This is a genomic window from Microbacterium deminutum (genome assembly GCF_039530205.1).
In the GTDB taxonomy this organism is placed as follows: Bacteria; Actinomycetota; Actinomycetes; order Actinomycetales; family Microbacteriaceae; genus Microbacterium; species Microbacterium deminutum.
Genome location: NZ_BAAAOG010000011.1, coordinates 15,767 through 32,942, shown reverse-complemented (window position 1 = coordinate 32,942; position 17,176 = coordinate 15,767). Strand labels below are relative to the sequence as shown.

At 63.9% G+C, this 17,176-nt stretch carries 16 protein-coding genes; 7 read left to right on the top strand and 9 right to left on the bottom strand.

The annotated features are described in order from the left end of the window. Window positions 1-5: 5 nt before the first annotated feature. The 4 genes from ABD212_RS17665 to ABD212_RS17650 form a co-directional block, all read right to left on the bottom strand. The gene (locus tag ABD212_RS17665) at window positions 6-983 is read right to left on the bottom strand and encodes a VOC family protein (RefSeq protein ID WP_344097202.1); all 978 of its coding nucleotides are present in this window, start codon (window positions 981-983) and stop codon (window positions 6-8) included. Then, a complete protein-coding gene (locus tag ABD212_RS17660; RefSeq protein ID WP_344097200.1) occupies window positions 980-1,816 on the bottom strand; it encodes an alpha/beta fold hydrolase in 837 nt (278 codons plus the stop codon). The genes ABD212_RS17665 and ABD212_RS17660 overlap by 4 nt, the downstream gene beginning before the upstream one ends. Before the next feature lie 61 nt (window positions 1,817-1,877). Beyond that, complete coding sequence (locus ABD212_RS17655; protein ID WP_344097197.1) at window positions 1,878-2,255, bottom strand: nuclear transport factor 2 family protein; 378 nt, start codon at window positions 2,253-2,255, stop codon at window positions 1,878-1,880. Window positions 2,256-2,406: 151 nt separating this feature from the next. Then, window positions 2,407-4,749, bottom strand: a complete 2,343-nt coding sequence (locus tag ABD212_RS17650) for an FAD-dependent monooxygenase (RefSeq protein ID WP_344097195.1) — start codon at window positions 4,747-4,749, stop codon at window positions 2,407-2,409. Between the two features lie 234 nt (window positions 4,750-4,983). On the opposite strand from ABD212_RS17650, the gene ABD212_RS17645 reads away from it, so the two are divergent. Next, entirely contained in the window at window positions 4,984-6,279 is a 1,296-nt protein-coding gene (locus tag ABD212_RS17645; RefSeq protein WP_344097193.1) for a PucR family transcriptional regulator, read from the top strand. A gap of 528 nt (window positions 6,280-6,807) precedes the next feature. Here the strand turns inward: ABD212_RS17645 and ABD212_RS17640 are convergent. The 5 genes from ABD212_RS17640 to ABD212_RS17620 all read right to left on the bottom strand — a co-directional run bounded on the left by ABD212_RS17640 (window position 6,808) and on the right by ABD212_RS17620 (window position 10,596). Then, window positions 6,808-7,584 carry an alpha/beta hydrolase family protein gene (locus ABD212_RS17640; RefSeq protein WP_344097308.1) on the bottom strand — a complete coding sequence of 259 codons (777 nt, stop codon included), beginning with the start codon at window positions 7,582-7,584 and terminating at the stop codon, window positions 6,808-6,810. A 329-nt stretch (window positions 7,585-7,913) separates the two neighbouring features. Next, the gene (locus ABD212_RS17635; RefSeq protein ID WP_344097191.1) at window positions 7,914-8,870 is read right to left on the bottom strand and encodes a hypothetical protein; all 957 of its coding nucleotides are present in this window, start codon (window positions 8,868-8,870) and stop codon (window positions 7,914-7,916) included. Further along, window positions 8,870-9,385 (bottom strand): hypothetical protein, encoded by a 516-nt coding sequence (locus ABD212_RS17630; RefSeq protein ID WP_344097189.1) that lies wholly within the window; start codon window positions 9,383-9,385, stop codon window positions 8,870-8,872. Before ABD212_RS17630 ends, ABD212_RS17635 begins: the two co-directional genes overlap by 1 nt. Window positions 9,386-9,476: 91 nt before the next feature. Then, the gene (locus ABD212_RS17625) at window positions 9,477-10,103 is read right to left on the bottom strand and encodes a helix-turn-helix transcriptional regulator (protein ID WP_344097306.1); all 627 of its coding nucleotides are present in this window, start codon (window positions 10,101-10,103) and stop codon (window positions 9,477-9,479) included. Window positions 10,104-10,278: 175 nt separating this feature from the next. Beyond that, entirely contained in the window at window positions 10,279-10,596 is a 318-nt protein-coding gene (locus ABD212_RS17620; protein ID WP_344097186.1) for a MarR family transcriptional regulator, read from the bottom strand. A 188-nt stretch (window positions 10,597-10,784) separates the two neighbouring features. Between ABD212_RS17620 and ABD212_RS17615 the strand changes: the two genes are divergently transcribed. From ABD212_RS17615 to ABD212_RS17590, 6 genes are read left to right on the top strand one after another with little or no spacing between them, the layout of a single operon-like run. Next, the gene (locus tag ABD212_RS17615) at window positions 10,785-11,519 is read left to right on the top strand and encodes a hypothetical protein (RefSeq protein WP_344097184.1); all 735 of its coding nucleotides are present in this window, start codon (window positions 10,785-10,787) and stop codon (window positions 11,517-11,519) included. A 1-nt stretch (window position 11,520) separates the two neighbouring features. After that, window positions 11,521-12,132, top strand: a complete 612-nt coding sequence (locus tag ABD212_RS17610; protein ID WP_344097181.1) for a M23 family metallopeptidase — start codon at window positions 11,521-11,523, stop codon at window positions 12,130-12,132. A 24-nt stretch (window positions 12,133-12,156) separates the two neighbouring features. Further along, complete coding sequence (locus ABD212_RS17605) at window positions 12,157-12,456, top strand: hypothetical protein (RefSeq protein ID WP_344097179.1); 300 nt, start codon at window positions 12,157-12,159, stop codon at window positions 12,454-12,456. Next, window positions 12,456-13,931, top strand: a complete 1,476-nt coding sequence (locus ABD212_RS17600) for a hypothetical protein (RefSeq protein WP_344097176.1) — start codon at window positions 12,456-12,458, stop codon at window positions 13,929-13,931. The genes ABD212_RS17605 and ABD212_RS17600 overlap by 1 nt, the downstream gene beginning before the upstream one ends. Further along, window positions 13,931-15,421 carry an SCO6880 family protein gene (locus ABD212_RS17595; protein WP_344097174.1) on the top strand — a complete coding sequence of 497 codons (1,491 nt, stop codon included), beginning with the start codon at window positions 13,931-13,933 and terminating at the stop codon, window positions 15,419-15,421. Before ABD212_RS17600 ends, ABD212_RS17595 begins: the two co-directional genes overlap by 1 nt. Beyond that, on the top strand, window positions 15,421-17,019 hold the full coding sequence (locus ABD212_RS17590) for a hypothetical protein (RefSeq protein WP_344097172.1): 1,599 nt from the start codon (window positions 15,421-15,423) through the stop codon (window positions 17,017-17,019). Before ABD212_RS17595 ends, ABD212_RS17590 begins: the two co-directional genes overlap by 1 nt. Window positions 17,020-17,176: the final 157 nt, after the last annotated feature.

The window sequence follows — 17,176 nt, the reverse complement described above, 5'->3', positions numbered from 1 at the left end:
CGGGGTCAGATCAGCTTCGACGTCGAAGAAGTCGTCTCGGACATGGCGTGATTCGCGAGGGGGAACGGCTCGCCATACCAGGTCAGTCCGTCAGCGAAGTTCTCCGCTTTCCAGTTGATCGGTTCCCAGTCCGGCGCGAAGATCAGGTATCCGCCGGCGTAGATCTCGATGCGGTGGCCGGACCCGGGGTCACGAACGTAAAGGAACATTGCCTGACCGATGCCGTGCTTGCCGGGGCCGAGGTCGATCTGCACGTCGTGGTCGCGGAGCACGTCAGCGGCGGTGAGCGAGTCGGAGTAGCTCTCCACATTGAAGGCGACGTGGTGCAGCTGCCCGACGGCGTTGCCCGGATTGGCGACGACGGCGACGTCGTGAACCTGCGGGGTTACCGAGGTCCAAGTCGCCACCAGCGGGCCACCGCCTGGTGCGCTGAACGACTCCCGTCGCTTGAAGCCCAGTCCGTCTCTGAGGAACGCCTCCGTCGGTCCGACCGCGTCCGCGGCGGTGTGCAGATTGACGTGGTCGATGCGGCGCACGCCGAGTCCGCGGCGGGTGCTGCTGTTGCTGGGCAGCTTGGACCGGATCGCTTCGGGCGCTTGCGGCTTGTCGATGTCGTAGTACAACTCGAACGGGTGACCGCCGTGCGGAGTGAAGAACCGGATGGAATCGCCCTGGCCCTTCTTGGTTCCGGCAGGTGCCTCGACCGTCTCAATGCCCGAGTCGTGCAGCTGCCGGGCGAACTGTTCCACATCCTCGGGGCGCTTGGTCCGCCACGAGACACTTTCGAGCTGGTTGACGTTCGAATCCTTGAGGATCAGCGAGTGGTGCTCGAGCTCCTGAAATGCGCGGAGGTAGACACTGTCGCCATCCCGGGCCACTTCCTCCATGCCGAGCAGGTCGCGGAAGAACCAGAGCGACTTGTCGATGTCTGCCGTGGACAGGGTCGTGCTGCCGAGGTGGGCGATTTCGGGGCGGTCGGTCATTGTTCATTCCTCCTGATGAACTCTCCAGCGAGTTCGTTGAATCGGTCCTTGAGTTCGTATTGGAACCAGTGCCCGCAGTGCGGGAGTACGTGCAGTTCGACGTCCGAGAGTCTGTCGAGCCAGTAGGTCGACCAGGCGGGGAGCACGAACTTGTCCTCTTTGCCCCAGAGCAGCTGGATAGGCGCCTGGATCAGCGGTACGACCTCGCTGAGGTCGCCGACGATCGGCCGGCCTTCCCACTCGGGGTTGTTTCGCTGCGCCGCGGCGAGGCGGGCGTCGATCAGTTCGGGGGTGGCGAGGGACTTGTCGAACACCATGGTGTTGATGAAGGTTTCCATGAGCGGTCGGTCGACGCCGTCGCGCATGGCCTTGAAGATCAGTTGCAGACCGTAGGGAAGATCCTCGATCGCGATTCCCGGGGGCTGCAGACCTGCTGGTGCCATCAGCACCGCGGAGCGCACTCGTGCAGGCGCGGTGGCGGCGAGCCACGCGGCGACGCCACCGCCGAAGCTGTTTCCGACAACGGCGAAGGTGTCGACGCCGAGGGTGTCCAGCGCGGCGAGGATGTGTTCGCCGCTGTGAGGGATCAGCGGGCCATTGATGGTGGGGCGATCGGACAGACCGTAGCGGGGGTGGTCGAACACCAGGTTGCGGTGGTCGGCGAACGCGGGCAGGTTGGCTCGGAAGTTGGACAGTCCGCTCGCCCCCGGGCCACTGCCGTGCAGCCAGACAATGGCCGGTCCGGCGCCGACATCGGTCACCGACAGTGCGATGTCGCCAGCGGAAACCAAGCGGGCGTCGGGCAGGGTCACTTCAGTCATCGGGTTCTCCATCGAAGGACGGCAGGGGCGGGAGGTCGGGGGGCCGAGCCGAGACGGGCTGGCCCCCACTGGGCTACGCGGGGATCGGCTGCCAGCCGGCTACGCGGGCGTGCAGGATCTTGTCGGCGTCCGTCTTGTAGAACGCGAACATTCGGCAGTTGTATGTGCCTTTCATCATCGGTCCGGCCGGCAGGTCGGGCAGGTCCTGCAGGGCGGTGATGACGGAGTTGGCCTCCATCGCGATGGTGTCGCCTTCGATGACCACGGTGAGGGGCTCGAACTTGTCGGTGATGACGTGGTGGAGCTGCCCCATGAAGGCGAGCACGTCGGCACCCTCATGGCGGTCGCCGAAGTTCTCGAAGATCATGTCGTCGGCATAGAACTCCGCGAGGGCGGCGACGTCGCCGCTGTTGTAGGTGCTGATGTAGCTGTCGAATCGTGAGCGGTCCATCGGAATCTCCTCATTGAAATTGGCTGTGTCCGGCACGCCGGGTACGTGCTGCCATGAGTCTGGCGGCGACCTTGGGCGAGTTCTTGCGCCGCGACAACAGCAAATCTCGCGGGGTTTGTCGCGTGAGCCCGAACCGGGTGAGCGGTCGTGTTCACGCGGGCACGCCGCTGAACGAGTACTCGGCGATCCACCCCTGTGAACCGTCATGACCGACGATGAACATGCCGTCGAGCTGGTCTGCCACGACGCAGTCGACGGGACCGGGCGGCGTCGTGACGTGCTCGACGAGCCTTCCCGCGGCGTCGTACCGATCGATGACGTCCGATCGCGCGCGGCAGACCCAGACCGCGCCATCCGTGTCGACGCTCATCCCGGAGCTGTCGGGGACAGCGGAGGAGACGAAGGGGTACAGACGCCCCAGTCCGCCACCGGCCAGAACGCGCGCTTGCTGAACGACCCCGGATTGGTCGCGAACATACAGAGTGCCCCCCGATGGTGAGAGAGCGAGCGCGGTCACCGGCAGCGGATGGCTAAGCACCGGTGTCAAAGCGTCGTCGGCGTTCGACACGAAACAGATCTGGGCACCAGCACCGGCATCGACGGCGACGTACGACGGGGGTTGGGCGCCGTCCCGCGCCGTCGACGGATGTGGCGTCGGCGGCGGAGTTGCGTCGTCGTTGCCGCGAACATAGCGGGTCCACTCGCGGGTGGTCGGATCGAACCCGGCAAGGCCGTCGGCGAACGCTGTGACGAGGACGCCTCCCTCCCACGCGATGGCCGTGGGCGAGTCGGTGCGCGTCGCGAGCGTGTGGGATCGGCGTTCCGGGATGTCCGGGACAGGCATCGCGTGAGCGGTCAGCGTATCCAGCACGGCTGCGGGATCGGTGGGCTCACCTTTCGATCGCCATGCGATGTACTGATCGGGACGAACCACCACGAGGCCGTACGCCCCATACTTGGCGACCGCCTCCGGTTCGGGGACATCCAGCACCGTGAGCGGGATGCGCCGCTCCGACGCGAGGGCGATGATCTGGGCTCCCGTCGGCGGGTTCGGTCCAAGCCTCAGCAGCGTGAAGCCGAGCCCGAAATCGTCGAACAGCGACCGACCGCCCTGGGCCCGCCAGATGTGAGGGGCCCGCACCCCGGGGACTGAGGACTCGCGGTAGTCCTCGACCGAGAAGGGTGGTGCGCTTTCGCCATCGGGCACGATGATCGGCGAGTGTTCGTAGGCGAACCCCAACTGGATGCCGACGCTCTCCCACTCCGACAGGTTCGCCTGCTGGATGCGGTCGCCGAAAGCGTCGCGCAGCTCGCGGTTGGCGGGATCTCGCAACTCCGACCACGTCGCGGCAGGGGCCTGCATGATCGGCTGGATGGCCGCGCGCCACTTCGGGGCTTGCGCAGCAACCTGGACGCCGAGGGATGCGCGCTCCATTTCGTAGGAGCGCAGCACCTGCGCCGATAGCCAGCCCTGGATGAGGCCGGCAAGTCGCCAGCCGAGGGCGTCCGCGTCGCCGATCCCGGCATTCATGCCGAATCCCCCCATCGGGATCCAGATGTGGGCGGCATCCCCCGCGAGGACTGCGCGTCCCTCGACGAACTTGTTGGACACCATGGCCCGTGCCGTCCAGCGAGAGATGCTGATGACCTCGTACTCGACGCGTTCGCCCAGGGATTGGAACATCTGTGGTTCGTAGTCGAAGGTCGTCGGGTCCTCACCGCGGGGAACCTGGGTGTGAATGAGCCACTCGTCCGTGCTGATGGCAACGAGCATGGCGCCGCCCGGGAACCGGTACATCCATCCGGGAGTGCGTTCGTAGAGTTCGTTGACCCGTGCGGATCTGAAGAAGACGGAGGTCGTGTTCTCCAGGGCGGGCATCCCCTCGAGGCTCGCCCCGATGGTGTGCCGGACAAGGCTTGTGGATCCATCCGCGCCGACGATGTAGTCCGCGATGATCTGCACCCTGTTGCCCGTCTGGATGTCTTCGGCGACGGCGAGAATCGCATCCTCGGTCTGAGCGAATTCCAGCAGCCGCCACCCGAGACGTAGGTCGATGTTCGGCTGTTGTGCCGCGTGCTCGCGCAGTACCGGCTCCATGTACAGCTGGGAGATGAAGTGCTGTGGCTCGGGTGTGGGCCAAGAGGCGCCGATGCCCTCTGCCGTGCCGGCTCGGACTTCACCGGTGGTTGGGCGAACGAAGCGGGTCAGCTCGGCTCCGGCGAGATCTGTCATGTACACCACGTCGGTGCTGTGGTCTGCCGGCAGCCCCGCGTCGCGGATCGCGTCGGCGCAACCCAGTAGTCGAAAGATCTCCATCGATCGAGCATTGGTCGTGTTGCACCGCGGATTCGGTGGAATATCCGCGCGGCTCTCAAGGACGATGCAACGGATGTCGCGCTTCGCGAGACTCATTGCAAGCGTGAGGCCGACTGGGCCACCTCCTGCGATGAGAACGGGTGTGTGCAGAATCTTCGAGGGATCATCGTTGGTCACGTTGTTCTCCTTCGAACGCGGTAGTGGGCAGATCGGAGATCTGTGTCGCAGCTTTCGCCCCGATCACATTCAAGGCAGTGCGGGATGGGAAGTTCTATCGTCCCGACGACAAGAACAGCCGATCACGCTGTTGCGGCATGCCAATAGGTGATGCACATCGTTGGGGTTGTCGTACTCTTCTTGCGCGGCCGGGATGCGTGGCAGGGCCGGCAGCTGTCGAGGAGGATGGCGCGAATGAACAACTGGGTCGAGCAACTGGCGCCGCATTCAGCGGTTGTGGTGGCCGACGCTGCCTCCGATCCCAAGCTCGTCGGGGCGGCGATCGCGGAGATCGGCGTCTCGGCGAGCGAGTGGGCCATCGAGACCGCACAGGAGATCATCTCCGCCGTCCAACGGGAGTTCGCGGCCAGCGAGTCGCCGGGAGTGATGACCGGCCGAGAACGAGAGGCGTTCGAAGCCAGTCTCTTCACCACATTGATGGCACTGCACAATGACACTCCTGCGGGCGAGATCGTGCGACCCCGTGGAGCTGAAGAGAACGTCCGCGAGTCCGCACGCCAAGGTGTGCCGATGGGTACGCTTCTCCGGACCGTATGGGCATGCCACACCCGAACCCAGGATGCGCTGCTTCGAGAGCTGGAGGAGCTGTTCGACCCTGCCGAGCTGATGCCGCAGGTTCGCACGCTGAACGCCGCGCTCTACTCATACGTGGACCTTTACGTAAAGGGGCTCACCACCGAATACCAGAACGAACTCATCGCCTGGTCCGGTCACGTCCCCGCTGAGCGTCTTCACATCATGAGATCTCTGCTCGAGGGCGAGCAGCCTACGTCAACAACCGAACGCGCCCTCGGGCTCCGTCTGACGGACCATCACCTCATCGGCGTGGCCTGGCAATGGTCCACCCGTCACATTCCCGACCGCCAGGCGGAGCTCTCGCGGTTCGGCGCGCAAATCGGGCAAGCTCTCGGAGCCTCGAACACCCTCGTGCTGCATCACGACGGCCTCGCCGAGTACTGGTGGACATTCTCGAGGCTTCCCGACGTCAACCTCGACCAAGTGGCCAACGACGTCACCAACCCACCGTGGGCCAGACTCGCAATCGGAGAACTCGGAGCCGGGCTGGAGGGATTTCGCTCGAGCTACGCCACCGCGCAACAAGCCGCGAAAGTCGGCCGCAAAGCGGCCGAAGGAGACTTCTGGTCCTACTCCGATGTGCGGCTGATCGCCTTGCTCTCGGCCGACGAGGCTGCAGCGCGCCGATTTGTGCGAGACGAACTCCAAGGTCTCGACGGAGACGAACCGAAGATCGCCGAACTTCGGAATACCCTCAGGCTCTTCCTCAAGACCGGCAACAGCCGGATCCTGGCGGCACGCGAACTGCACTTGGCCGCGAACACCGTCGCTTATCGGGTTGGGCGCGCCAGCGAGCTACTCGGTCGACCGGCTACCGAGCGGCCCGTCGAAACACTGCTCGCGCTAGAGCTCGCACACCACTTTCCGGCCTACTTGACCGACTCAATGCCCTAAGGCCGTCGTTGTGATGCCGGGAGACTGCCAAACCGGCCGCAGGCTCCACAAACGCGCTTCAACCCTGACCAACCGCACCACCGAGATGCGAGCGACTTACCGGTGGATCCCAGACCTACGCAATGGCCTGCTCGCGACCACCGCGGAGCCGCGAAATCCCGAGTGGTCGCTCTGCTCCGGGCGATCCTTGAGAGTCATGAGCAATAAATGAGTGGACCGCGATTTCAGAACATTCAAGTTGAGGCTGGCCCCACCGGCCTACGGTGGGCGAATGCCCCACGGTAGGTGTTCGCGGCAAAACAACAAATACCTCGACGAGCACTTGGCCCAGCGTCGTTGAGTCGGTGTGAGTTTCCTCACCTCACATCCGGCTGCTCGACCTGGTGATCGGGCGCGATCAACTCGCGCGTGAAATGCCGGGTAGCGAAATTGTCCGCATCATCGTGCAACCCACGAGGCGCGTCGATACCCCCACGCAGGACGGGGTGACCTCACGATTACGGTTGAATCGGCTGGCCCGGGTGGTGCCTAAGTTGCCTCGAGCCATGACGATAGCGCGGACATCGCCCGTTCACGATCAACATTCAGTTCCCACCCGTGCGGTGCCGCCGACGTTTCTATCAGCGTCACGGTCGCGTGCCCAGACGCGAAGTCGTCGGTGAGCTCGAACGGAATCTCCTCATCGCCCTTTGAATGAATCACGAGCGTGGGCACAGCCAGCTCAAAAGAGTTGACCCAGTCCAGCTGGTCGAAGTCGATCGGCGCCGGCAACCCGATCAGGCGACTCGCCACCGGCGACCCCAGTGCCCATGTGATCGCCCGCGTGAGGAACCCGGGCAAGCCCGCGTTCTTCACACCGCGCCGGACGATCTCGCGCCAATTTGTCGCTGGTGCAATGAGCGCGAGCCGGTCGAAAGCGTCGGGCTCACGGCGCAGCAGTTCGAGCGCGAGTCCGGCTCCCATTGACCAGGCCACGACGTAGATCGCGACCGCCCCCTGTGCTCGCGCATACGCAACCGCATCCGCGAGGTCGCTCCACTCCCGCTGGCCAAGGCTCGACACTGTGGCTGGAGGTCCGTCGCCAGCTCCCCGGTATGTGATCACGAGCGATGTGAGACCCGCTCGCTGCGCCACTTCGACTGAGCGAAGCGTGACGAGCCGCGATGTGCGGATGCCCTGGACGTGGATCACCCAAGGCTTGTCCGGGCTTTCCGACCGGAACAGCCACGCCGGTGCCGACGTGCCATCACGAAGCGGGACATCGACGTTCTCCCACGCGCTGTCGATCTCCGCGGGGCCGTTCATCACGTGAGCCGTCAGTTGAGCCTCGAAGGGCTCAGTGGGCACAGGCGCTGTCGACTTGATGAACCGTCGCACAACCAATCCTTGGTCGGAGCTCAGCACCTCCCCAACCAAAGCGTGGTGCTCGAAGTTCGGCCCGAACCACAGCCCGTACTGGCCAGCCGCCAGTGACGCCGTACTCACTGGAAGCACCATCGTCTGGTCATCGCGACGAGCAGTCACCGTCTTCCGGCGCGGTTCGACCCCGACGACGCGACGCGCAAGCATCCGGATGAACCATGCCGCCGGCGCTAACAGCGCAACGAGGCAGGCAACCGCAACCAGAGCGGGCATTACGCAACCACTCTTCGAGGGTCCACGCTGGTCATTCGCACAACCGCCGGCGCCCTCATCTGCCGGTCGAGCAGCTCGGCGGCGGCGCGCAGCAGAATCCGCTCTCGTCGGGTCAACTCCTCGCTGTTCGCGATGTCTGTGAGTCGAACCGCTAGTCGGTAGGTCTCGTGCACGGGATCTTCGTCAGGGATCGGGGCCAGCGTCATTCCGCGATTCACATTCGCCTGCGAGAGGAGCTTGCTCAGCGCAGCGTTGATCGAAGCGCGGCCCGCCCGAGCGAAGGAGAAGATGGCGATGCCCGAGCACACCAGCACGACGCCGCCGTAGAACGGAATAGTGAACAGGTTGCCGACGAACTCCACAGGCGCGGTGCGTCCCTGGCCGGCGACACGAAGGCTCAGGTACGCAATCTCGACAATGCTCGCAATGGCGATCGCCCACGCCCCGACGCGGATGAGGATGTACGGCCGAGGAGTTCTCCCCCGGATTCCGATCAGCATCCGGACCATGATGAACACGACGCAGGCCATGTAGATCGACGCGTATGCCCAGAGCCCGACCTGGTCGGCGGTCACCTTGATGAAGTCATTCGAGGTCGTGCCGCGATCCGCAATCAGGAAGAACGGGATCGTGAACGCGAGGAACATGGCAGGGAGCTCCCAGAGGCTTCGCGGACGGAACCGAGTGCCATCGAGCGTGCGTGCGGCCTGCATCACGAACCAGAACGCAGTCACGGCGAGAACGTTCTGCAGGAGGTTGGCGATGTTCGAGCCACCGAGCCATCCGTCGACCACCTCAAGTGGAACCGCAACTCCGACCATGAAGATGGCGGCAAGGCCAGTGATCGTCGCGATCCAGGTGAGGCGACTCGATGGCTGACGGATCGCCGAAGGAAGCCGAAGCAGAGTGAGGATCAGCAGCGCGACAAACGCGACCGTTTCGAGCCGGACCATCATCAGCCGAACACTGCCTCGTCGCGACCGTGGCGTGGGCGAAGCACAAGCCGAGACAGCAGCTGCGACAGCTTCTCGGCTTCAGCCTCCATCACAAGATCCTTGTCGCCGAAATCCAGGTCTACCTCGAAGTCGGGAGTGACGATCCCCCGGGCAAGAACCGTCTGTCCGGCACGAACGTGCCGAGTCCCGGGATGCTTCACGGGCAGCGTCACGCAACCGTGGTGCCCGAACAGCACATGTGAGAGTTCGTGGAGCACCGTATGGAACTGGTACCACCGCGGGTCAGACTTCCGAACGAGGATTCGCGCCGAGTCGGCGGTCATGAGTACGAGACCGGTCACGTTCTCCCAGTCGCTGTCACCCACCGGCTCGACGTCGATTCGCTTGCCCGTGGCGACGGCGACCTGCCTCACGATGTCAGAGAGCTCGACATCCGCCGGCAGGTTCAGCCGCTCGAGTTCCGCCTCTGCGCGATGGCGCAACTCATCGTGATTCTGGGAAGCCCGGTAGTTCATGGCAGTCCGTCCTCGATAGAGACACCCGCGTCACGACCATCCGACCGTTCCCACTGTACGCGCATACGCAGTCAATCATCGGGTCAGTACCTTATTGAGCACCAATGGAGCGAAGGGACTGAGCGATAGCTCGCAGGGCAGCAGGAGACACCTCTCCAACCGCGCGGGCAGAGATCGAGTCCGCCCCTGAGGCCTTTAGAGCGTCGCGAAAATCGAGGTTCGCCTCGACGGCCTCCACTGCCTCAGCGTCGTTCAGATCGACGAGGTACGCGGGAGCAATCCCCGCATAGTCGGCGACACCCTCGAGCACCCGAAGGCGCACAACAGGCCCGGCGGTCCCCGCGACGAGCGTCGACCACTCCGGCGTTCGAAGAAGAACGCCTCGCTCGGCGAGGTAGCCGATCAGTCCGCCAACCTCGAAGTCCGAGCCATCGACTCCCGGTGATTGCGAAAGAGCAGTGAGTCGACGGCCGAGTTCGCGAGGATCGGTGGTCACCTTGGGCTCGAACTCGTCGACGTCGGTTGTGGATGCCGCAACACGCGAGATCTCGTGAGGATGTGTTCCCAGGGCTCGGGCGAGCTTCTCGATGTCGTTCATGTCGAACGGAGCAGCGCCACGCATTCGCGCGTAATAGTAAGTCGCTGACATTCCGGAACGCTCGATGAGCTCCTGATTTGTCAGCCCGGTCGCTTGACGGAGAGCGGACACCGCCTGCATCACGTCAACCGCCCAAGTGCCGGCTTCACCCACTGACCCTCTACCCACAGGGCAAGACTATCTCGGAAGCATCGTGCCGGGCTACCTATTTACGGAAGAAGAAGAGAACGCTTGTGTATTTGAGTATTGCAAGAGTTAGATGCATCGTATGCGCGCAGCATGTCGAACCCTCGGCTCAAAACTCGCCCAGGACCTGGTTCAGCCTCATGACCATCTCCGTGACCTGGGCGTCGTCGACGGTGTATCGGACCCGCTGCCCGCGGATCGCGACATCTCGCGGGGGGTCCGCGATGATCAAGCCGACATCGAGCAGCTTCTCGAGCCCGTTCGAGACGGTCATCTTTGGGATCTCGAGTGCGTCGGCAATCTCAGCCCTGGTCTGGGCCGGGTTCTTCCGCAGGTAACCGATGATGGTCGCCTGCATCATGTTCCCGAAAGCCTTGATGGGATCCTCCGCGTACTCACTGTTCGCGGGTCGGGTGTAGCGGGGCACGATCTCAGTCTGTCCCACGCCCAGCGCGCTCGTCCAGATAACAGAAGCAAAAAGTGCTTCACTAATCCGAGTGTAGTGTTATATGCTTCCCTCATGTCAACCGCAGCCGCCCTTCTTCGCGATGCACACAGCATCGCCGTGGCTGGTAGACGGGGACCTGAGCTCCTTAGGATTCAGAAGGCCTGATCATGGCGACTCCACGTAGCAGCCGTCGGGGCCTGGTCTGGGCGATCATCGGAGCCGCAGTTCTTCTGGTGGCGATCATCGCCATAGTCGCGAGCTCGATGCTCGGCAAGACACCGGTCGCCAGCCCGACCGTCAACCAATCACCCCGTCCCAACGCGTCGCAGGCGCCCACCGATCCGCCACCCGAGTCTGTCGTCGATGAGTCCGTGATCCAACGCGGATGGATCGCGGAGCCCATCACCAAAGACTCCGACCTCTACATTCAGGCGGCGCTGGCCGCGGCATCCACTTTCGACACGCAGCAAAGCACGCGCGCCGAGTGGCTCTCGTACCTCGACACATGGTTCACACCTGACACCCGATATGCGACGGAGCAGGAGCGCGAGGACGACATGCGCGCGTCTCAGCTCGAGCTGCGCCAGGGAGTTGTGTTGCCCGAAGCGGACTGGAACTCCCTCGCGAACGAAAACGGACGGGTAACAGCCGATGCAGCCGGCGAGATCGCCTACACCGACGTTCCAGAGGACTCATCTGGCAACATGCGGATCGGCACCACGGATGTCGTGCTGACGTTTACTCGGTCCGACAGCGGCGGGAAGGAGTCCAGCTACGACGAAAAGGTGCGCGTGAGCGTGCAGGTGCTGTGCGGCGACGGATCGGTTCCGGCTCCGAACAGCGATCAACAGCCCGGAGACTGCAAAGTCGTCCGCTACTTCTCGGGGTCATTGGAGCCCTGACATGGGAGCCCCGGTCGCCGTCGTAGCAACCCTCGCAAACACGAGGATCGGCCGCCGGATCGGAATAGCCGCACTGCTCATCGTCGCGCTCGCGCTTCTCTTCGTCCTCTCCCCTCTGATCGCGATACCGTTCGCCGTCGCGGGCCAATCGGTTACGACGACAGGCAACGAGGCCGCGCCACCAGCCGTAGCCGGCGACTGGGGATACCCGCTGGCGGGCGGGTACAGCAAGGGTCGCGGCTTCGGGTACAACCCGGTGGTCGGGTGCAGCTACTGCACAACCGATCACAAGGGCTACGACATGGCTCAAGGATGCGGTGCAACCGTCTATGCCGCCGGCTCGGGTGTCGTCATCACTGCTGGCAACTACCAGGGCTACGGAAATGCCGTGCGCATAGACCATGGCCAAGGCATCGTCACGCTGTACGGCCACATGCAGTGGGGATCGCTCCGCGTTCGGGTCGGCCAAACACTGCAGGCAGGAACAGCCGTCGGAGCCGAGGGCAATACAGGCAAGTCCTACGGCTGCCACTTGCACTTCGAGGTGCGCCGCGATGGCACGCCCATAGACCCACAGCCATTCATGGCTGCACTCGGCCTTCCACTCAAGTGAAGGCGCGCAATGGAGGAGCACATCATGCGATTCACCCAAATCATCTCCGCGGATGTCGAAGTACCCGACATCCAGCCCGACTTCTCGGCACCCTTCTTCCAGGGACTGCAGGTGGTCGCCTCATACATCCTTGGCGGAGCACTGATCGTCGTGCTCATCATGCTGATTGTCGCTGCGTCCGCGCTTGCCTTTCGCGGGCTCGCCTCGGACCACGTCCGAAGCTGGGCGGGCGCGAACATCGTCTGGATCTTCGTGGCCGCGGCGTGTCTTGGTGCAGTCAGCGGGCTCTTCAACTGGTTCGTCAACTTCGACTTCGGCTTCTGATGCGCACCCCCCTCCTGCTGCTGTTGGGGGCCGCCATCGGTGCCGGCCTGGCGGTCGGCGCGCTCAGCCCCGCGAGTGCGTCGACGCTCGTGACCCCGGCGATCACCGCCCCGGGCGCGACGGCCGTCACCGGCCAGCCTTGGTCCTCCCCCGCCTATCCCGTCGACTGCTTCCAGTCGGCATCGCAAGTCACTTGTGCGCCCCAGAACACCGCCGACACCAAGCCGCAGCAGTGCTTCATCAACGTCTTCGTCGGTGGGTCGAAAGCCACGGTGTGCACGACCTACGAGGATCACATCTCTGCCATCAAGGTGAGTGGCGGAAAGCCGCTGCTGGTCGAGTACGGCTGTTCGCTGGGCGATGTCGCGTGTCTGACATTTGAGAACGCCGGCCGCGGGATGGCGCTATCAGCCACAGCATCCATGTTCGCCATCTCTCAGAACATGAGGTTCGACACGTCGTCGTTGCTGTGGACCGCGGCGATTCACGAGTGGTCGTTCTGGCAGTGGGCGATCCTCGCTGTGCTCTTGGGGGCGATGGTGTGGTCCATCGGCGCCGCCGTCGTATCTGGCGACCGATCGGAACTCGTCGGCGCTTTGGTACGAAGCTTTGTCGCCTTTCCGGCAACCGCGCTCAGCCTGTGGGCGACCGGACACCTCCTGAACGCGGTGGACGACCTCTCCTGGTATGTACTCAACCGCGACGGCAGCGACGCGCTCTTCGCCACTCTGCAGTCGGCCATGTGGGCAGGCGGACAGGCGAACTATTTCTTCGCGTTCCTCATTCACGGTCTGCTGATGTTCGGGATGCTGCTGCTCATGCTGGTGTTTGCCTTCCGGAATATCGTTCTCGCTGCGCTCATTGCGGTCGGCCCGATTGCATGGATGCTCTACCCGGTTCGAGCCGTCGGACCCCAATGGGTGGTGCGCTACGTCTCGGCTGTTGTGGTGCTTCTTCTGACCGGCCCATTGACGATCGGATTCGTGACGTTGATCGTCAATGGCCTAGCTAGCGTGAAGACAATCTGGGATCCGCAGTCGTGGCCACTTCTCATCGGTCTCGTCCTCGTTGCTTTCGCACCCTTCGCCCTGTTCGGCCTGTTCAGCTTTGTCGGAGCCGTGGCGGCCGACTCGATGGGGTCGCGGATGGGGTCCAACGCAACGAGGGCCGGAACGAACGCCGCACGATCCGCGGCGCGAATCCCCAGCCGCATCGGAGCGACCCCGGCTGGCGTGAAGGCTGGCGCTTCCCGTCCAGGCTCGTCGCCCGCGTCCAGCACCGGAGGCTCGACACCGGGCAGTCCTCCCCGCGGTCCGTCCGGCCCTTCGGGTCCGGCTGCTGGCCCTTCGGGTCCGGCTGGTTCGTCCGGCCCCTCGCGCCCGTCGCCCAAGGGGTCCTCAACGCCCTCAGCGCAGACACCCCGTCCGTCCTCAACCGGCAACCCGCCTGGCCCGCGAACTGAAAGGACCGTGTGATGTCTACGCATGACTTGGCGCGTCCCGTGCGACTGCCACGCCGCTCTCGGCAGGGCGTCGTGATGGGTATGGACGCGTGGCAACTTACGTGCGTTGCGACCGCTGCAGTGGTGATCCTCATCTCCGTGAACCGATTCGGCCCTCCAGGACTGCTCTACGCGGCGCCCATCTACCTTCCGATCGGGGCGGTGGCATTCATCACTGTTCACGGAGACTCCGCGCCCCGACAGGCAGGTCTCTGGGTGATGAAGCAAATCCGCCACGCGATGGGAGCAACCAAGCACGTCTTCCGCCCCGAGAAGCCACCGATCGCGGGGACCCTCAACCTTCCCGGCATCCGGGCGTCGGTGCAGATATGGGATGTCGACGGTGCCGCGTGCATCTATAACCCGCACGATCGCTCCGTCTCAGTGACCGCCGAAGTCGAGGTCGGCGGGTTTCTCATGAAGGACATTCCCGAGCGATACGACCTCGCCCAACAGTGGTCACCCGTGCTCGCGTCTTTCACACAACGGCCCGGCATCAAACGCGCCGTGCTCCAAGAGCGCACCATCCCGACCACGATTCGCGCGGCGCGGGAGCACTACGAGGCGGCAACTGGTCACGGCGATCTGGATGCCCCATCGCCGGTAAACCAGAACTACGAGCAGGTCATGAACGGTTCCGAACGGTTCGCGGTATCGCACCGCAACTATCTGACGTTCACGCTTGACTTGATCGCCCTCGGACGTCAACTGAAGTCTTTGGGCGGTGGTGAGAGCGCGATCAAGTCACTCGCCGCACTCGAAGCACGCAACCTTGCCGATGCCCTCCGTGCTGCTCGCATCACCGTTCGCCGTTGGCTGTCACCGCGCGAGATCGCCGCACTCACCCGGGTGGCATTCGACACCGAGTTCGCTGCGAACGTGCAGAACCGTCCCGACGACCGGACGGGTGTCGACTTGAGCGCGATCGGGCCTATGTACCTCGAAGAGCCCCGAGGCAGGAACGGCGTCGTTCTCACTGATTCGGGTGTCCACACCACCATGTGGATCCACGAGTGGCCGCGCTCGGATGCGGCAATCGGCTTCGTAGAGCCGATCGTGTTCGCCCGGATGCCCGCCACCGGTGAGGCCATCACGCACATCTTTTCCATCGTGGTTACCCCGATATCAGTGAAGAAGGCGATGAAGCGCATCGAAGACGACAAGAAGATCTGGCGCGGCAACGAGAAGCTCCGAGCAAAGCGTGGGGTAGATGGGTCCGCTGCCGACGCGGCGGACTGGGATGCACTGGAACGACAGGAGGAGGAGATCGTGGCGGGCCACGGCGAGTTCCGATACGGCGCGTACCTCACCGTCACAGCGCCTGATGAAGAACTCCTCGATCAAGCTCTTGCTGGCATGCGAAACGCACTCGCTCGAGCTGGCATGGAGCCTCAGATTCTCTACTGCCAGCAGGCCGAGGCACTCATGGTCAACGCCTTCCCGATCGGACTGGGGATGAACTGATGGTGCGTCACATCGCGGTGTTCGAGCCCAACGATCTATCCCGGCGCCAACGGCGCAAGTTCAACCAGGATGCCGCCCGATCCGGTCGCGAGATCGAACCGGCGAAGCCGCGCCGTCGCGATCGTACTCTCCCTGACGCGGCGGTGACCGGGCCCTTCGGCCCCGGTATGGGTCGGGGTTCCTATTGGAATCTGGCGCGACCGTCCATCCCGTCACACCAGGCGACGTCTCGCCAGATCGCCGGGATCTATCCGTTCATCGCAGATGGCGGGCTGGGGCATCGGGGACCGATCCTCGGTGTGGATCTCAACGCCGACGCACTCTGGCATTTCTCACCATGGGAGGCGTACGCGGACGTCAGTGAGCGAGGAACGTTCTCCACCAACCTGTTGGTGCTCGGCGCTTATCGGGCGGGCAAGAGCGGCACGGTCAAGACCCTGGTGACGAGGTCCATCGCCTTCGGCCATCAGGCGGTGGTTCCTTCCGACCCCAAAGGTGAGTGGGTTGCCGTCGCAGAGGCGGTCCCCCGAGGTGTCGTCATCCGGATCGGCGGTGGAAGCAGTGCGCGATTGAATCCACTCGATCGTGGACCACGCCGCGCCGATGCCGACGATGAGCAGCACGAGAAGATGGTGAACCAGCGGCGCATTACGACTCTCATATCCCTCGTCGAGATGGCTCTAGGCAGCACTCGCCTCACAGCCGTCGAGCACGCAGCCATTCATGACGCGCTCGAGCAATGCATCGCCGCCACAGCCGATCGTCCGACGCTGAGGGGCGTCTACGAGAAACTGGGCGCGATCGTGGAGGACGCGGGCTCGGATTTCCGATTGTCGGACGGCGCCGTGCAACCCAGATTCGTGCTGCGTCGGTTCGTCGAGGGTGACCTGTCGGGCCTCTTCGAGGACGAGTCGACGGTTGCCTTCGACGCGGATGCGCCCATCGTCGTGGTCGACACATCGGAGCTGTTCGCACGCAGCGAGCTGGTGGCGCAGCTCACTCAGGTGTGCACGACCGCGTGGATACAAGCCGTGGTTTCGGATCGATCCGCTCGGCGCACGCGATACCTTATCCGCGAGGAGGGCTGGCGCGACATGACCAGCCTCGCCTCGCTACAGATGTTCCAGCAGTGGCTGAAGCTCTCCCGTCACTACGGCATCAGCAACATCGTCATCCTCCACAAACTCAGCGACCTCGACGCCGTGGGGGACACCGACTCGAAGGAACGCAATCTGGCGTACTCGATCGTCGGCGATATCGAGAACAAGTTCGTCTTTCGTGTGAATCATCAAGAGGCCGCCAGCCTCCGCGAGCGCCTCAACATCCCATCCACTCACGTGGAGGATGCGCGCCGCTTGCGAATGGGTGTCTTCCTCGCGTATGTCGGCCAGTACGCATACGCGGTCGACTGCTTCGCCACCTCAACTGAGTGGGAGTACGAGCTCTTCAAGACCGACGACGCGATGCAGCAACGTGATCAGTCCACACCGGAGCTCATCAAGGCTGACGAACTCGACCGGCTCTGGTATTCGCCCGCAGCCGCCGACACGAGTATCGAAGGCTGGCGGACCCCCTCCGGAAAGGAGACTCCGCAATGAGCCTCGACATGATGCCGCGCGTCTATGCGACCGTGGCTGGCTCCGATGCGACCTTCACGACGCCAGACGGACACCGCGAATCTCTCATGGCCGCGCCAGGCGAAGACATCCGACAGAAGATCCTCGAGCGCACCGCCGCCGAGGCGCAACGCCGGGG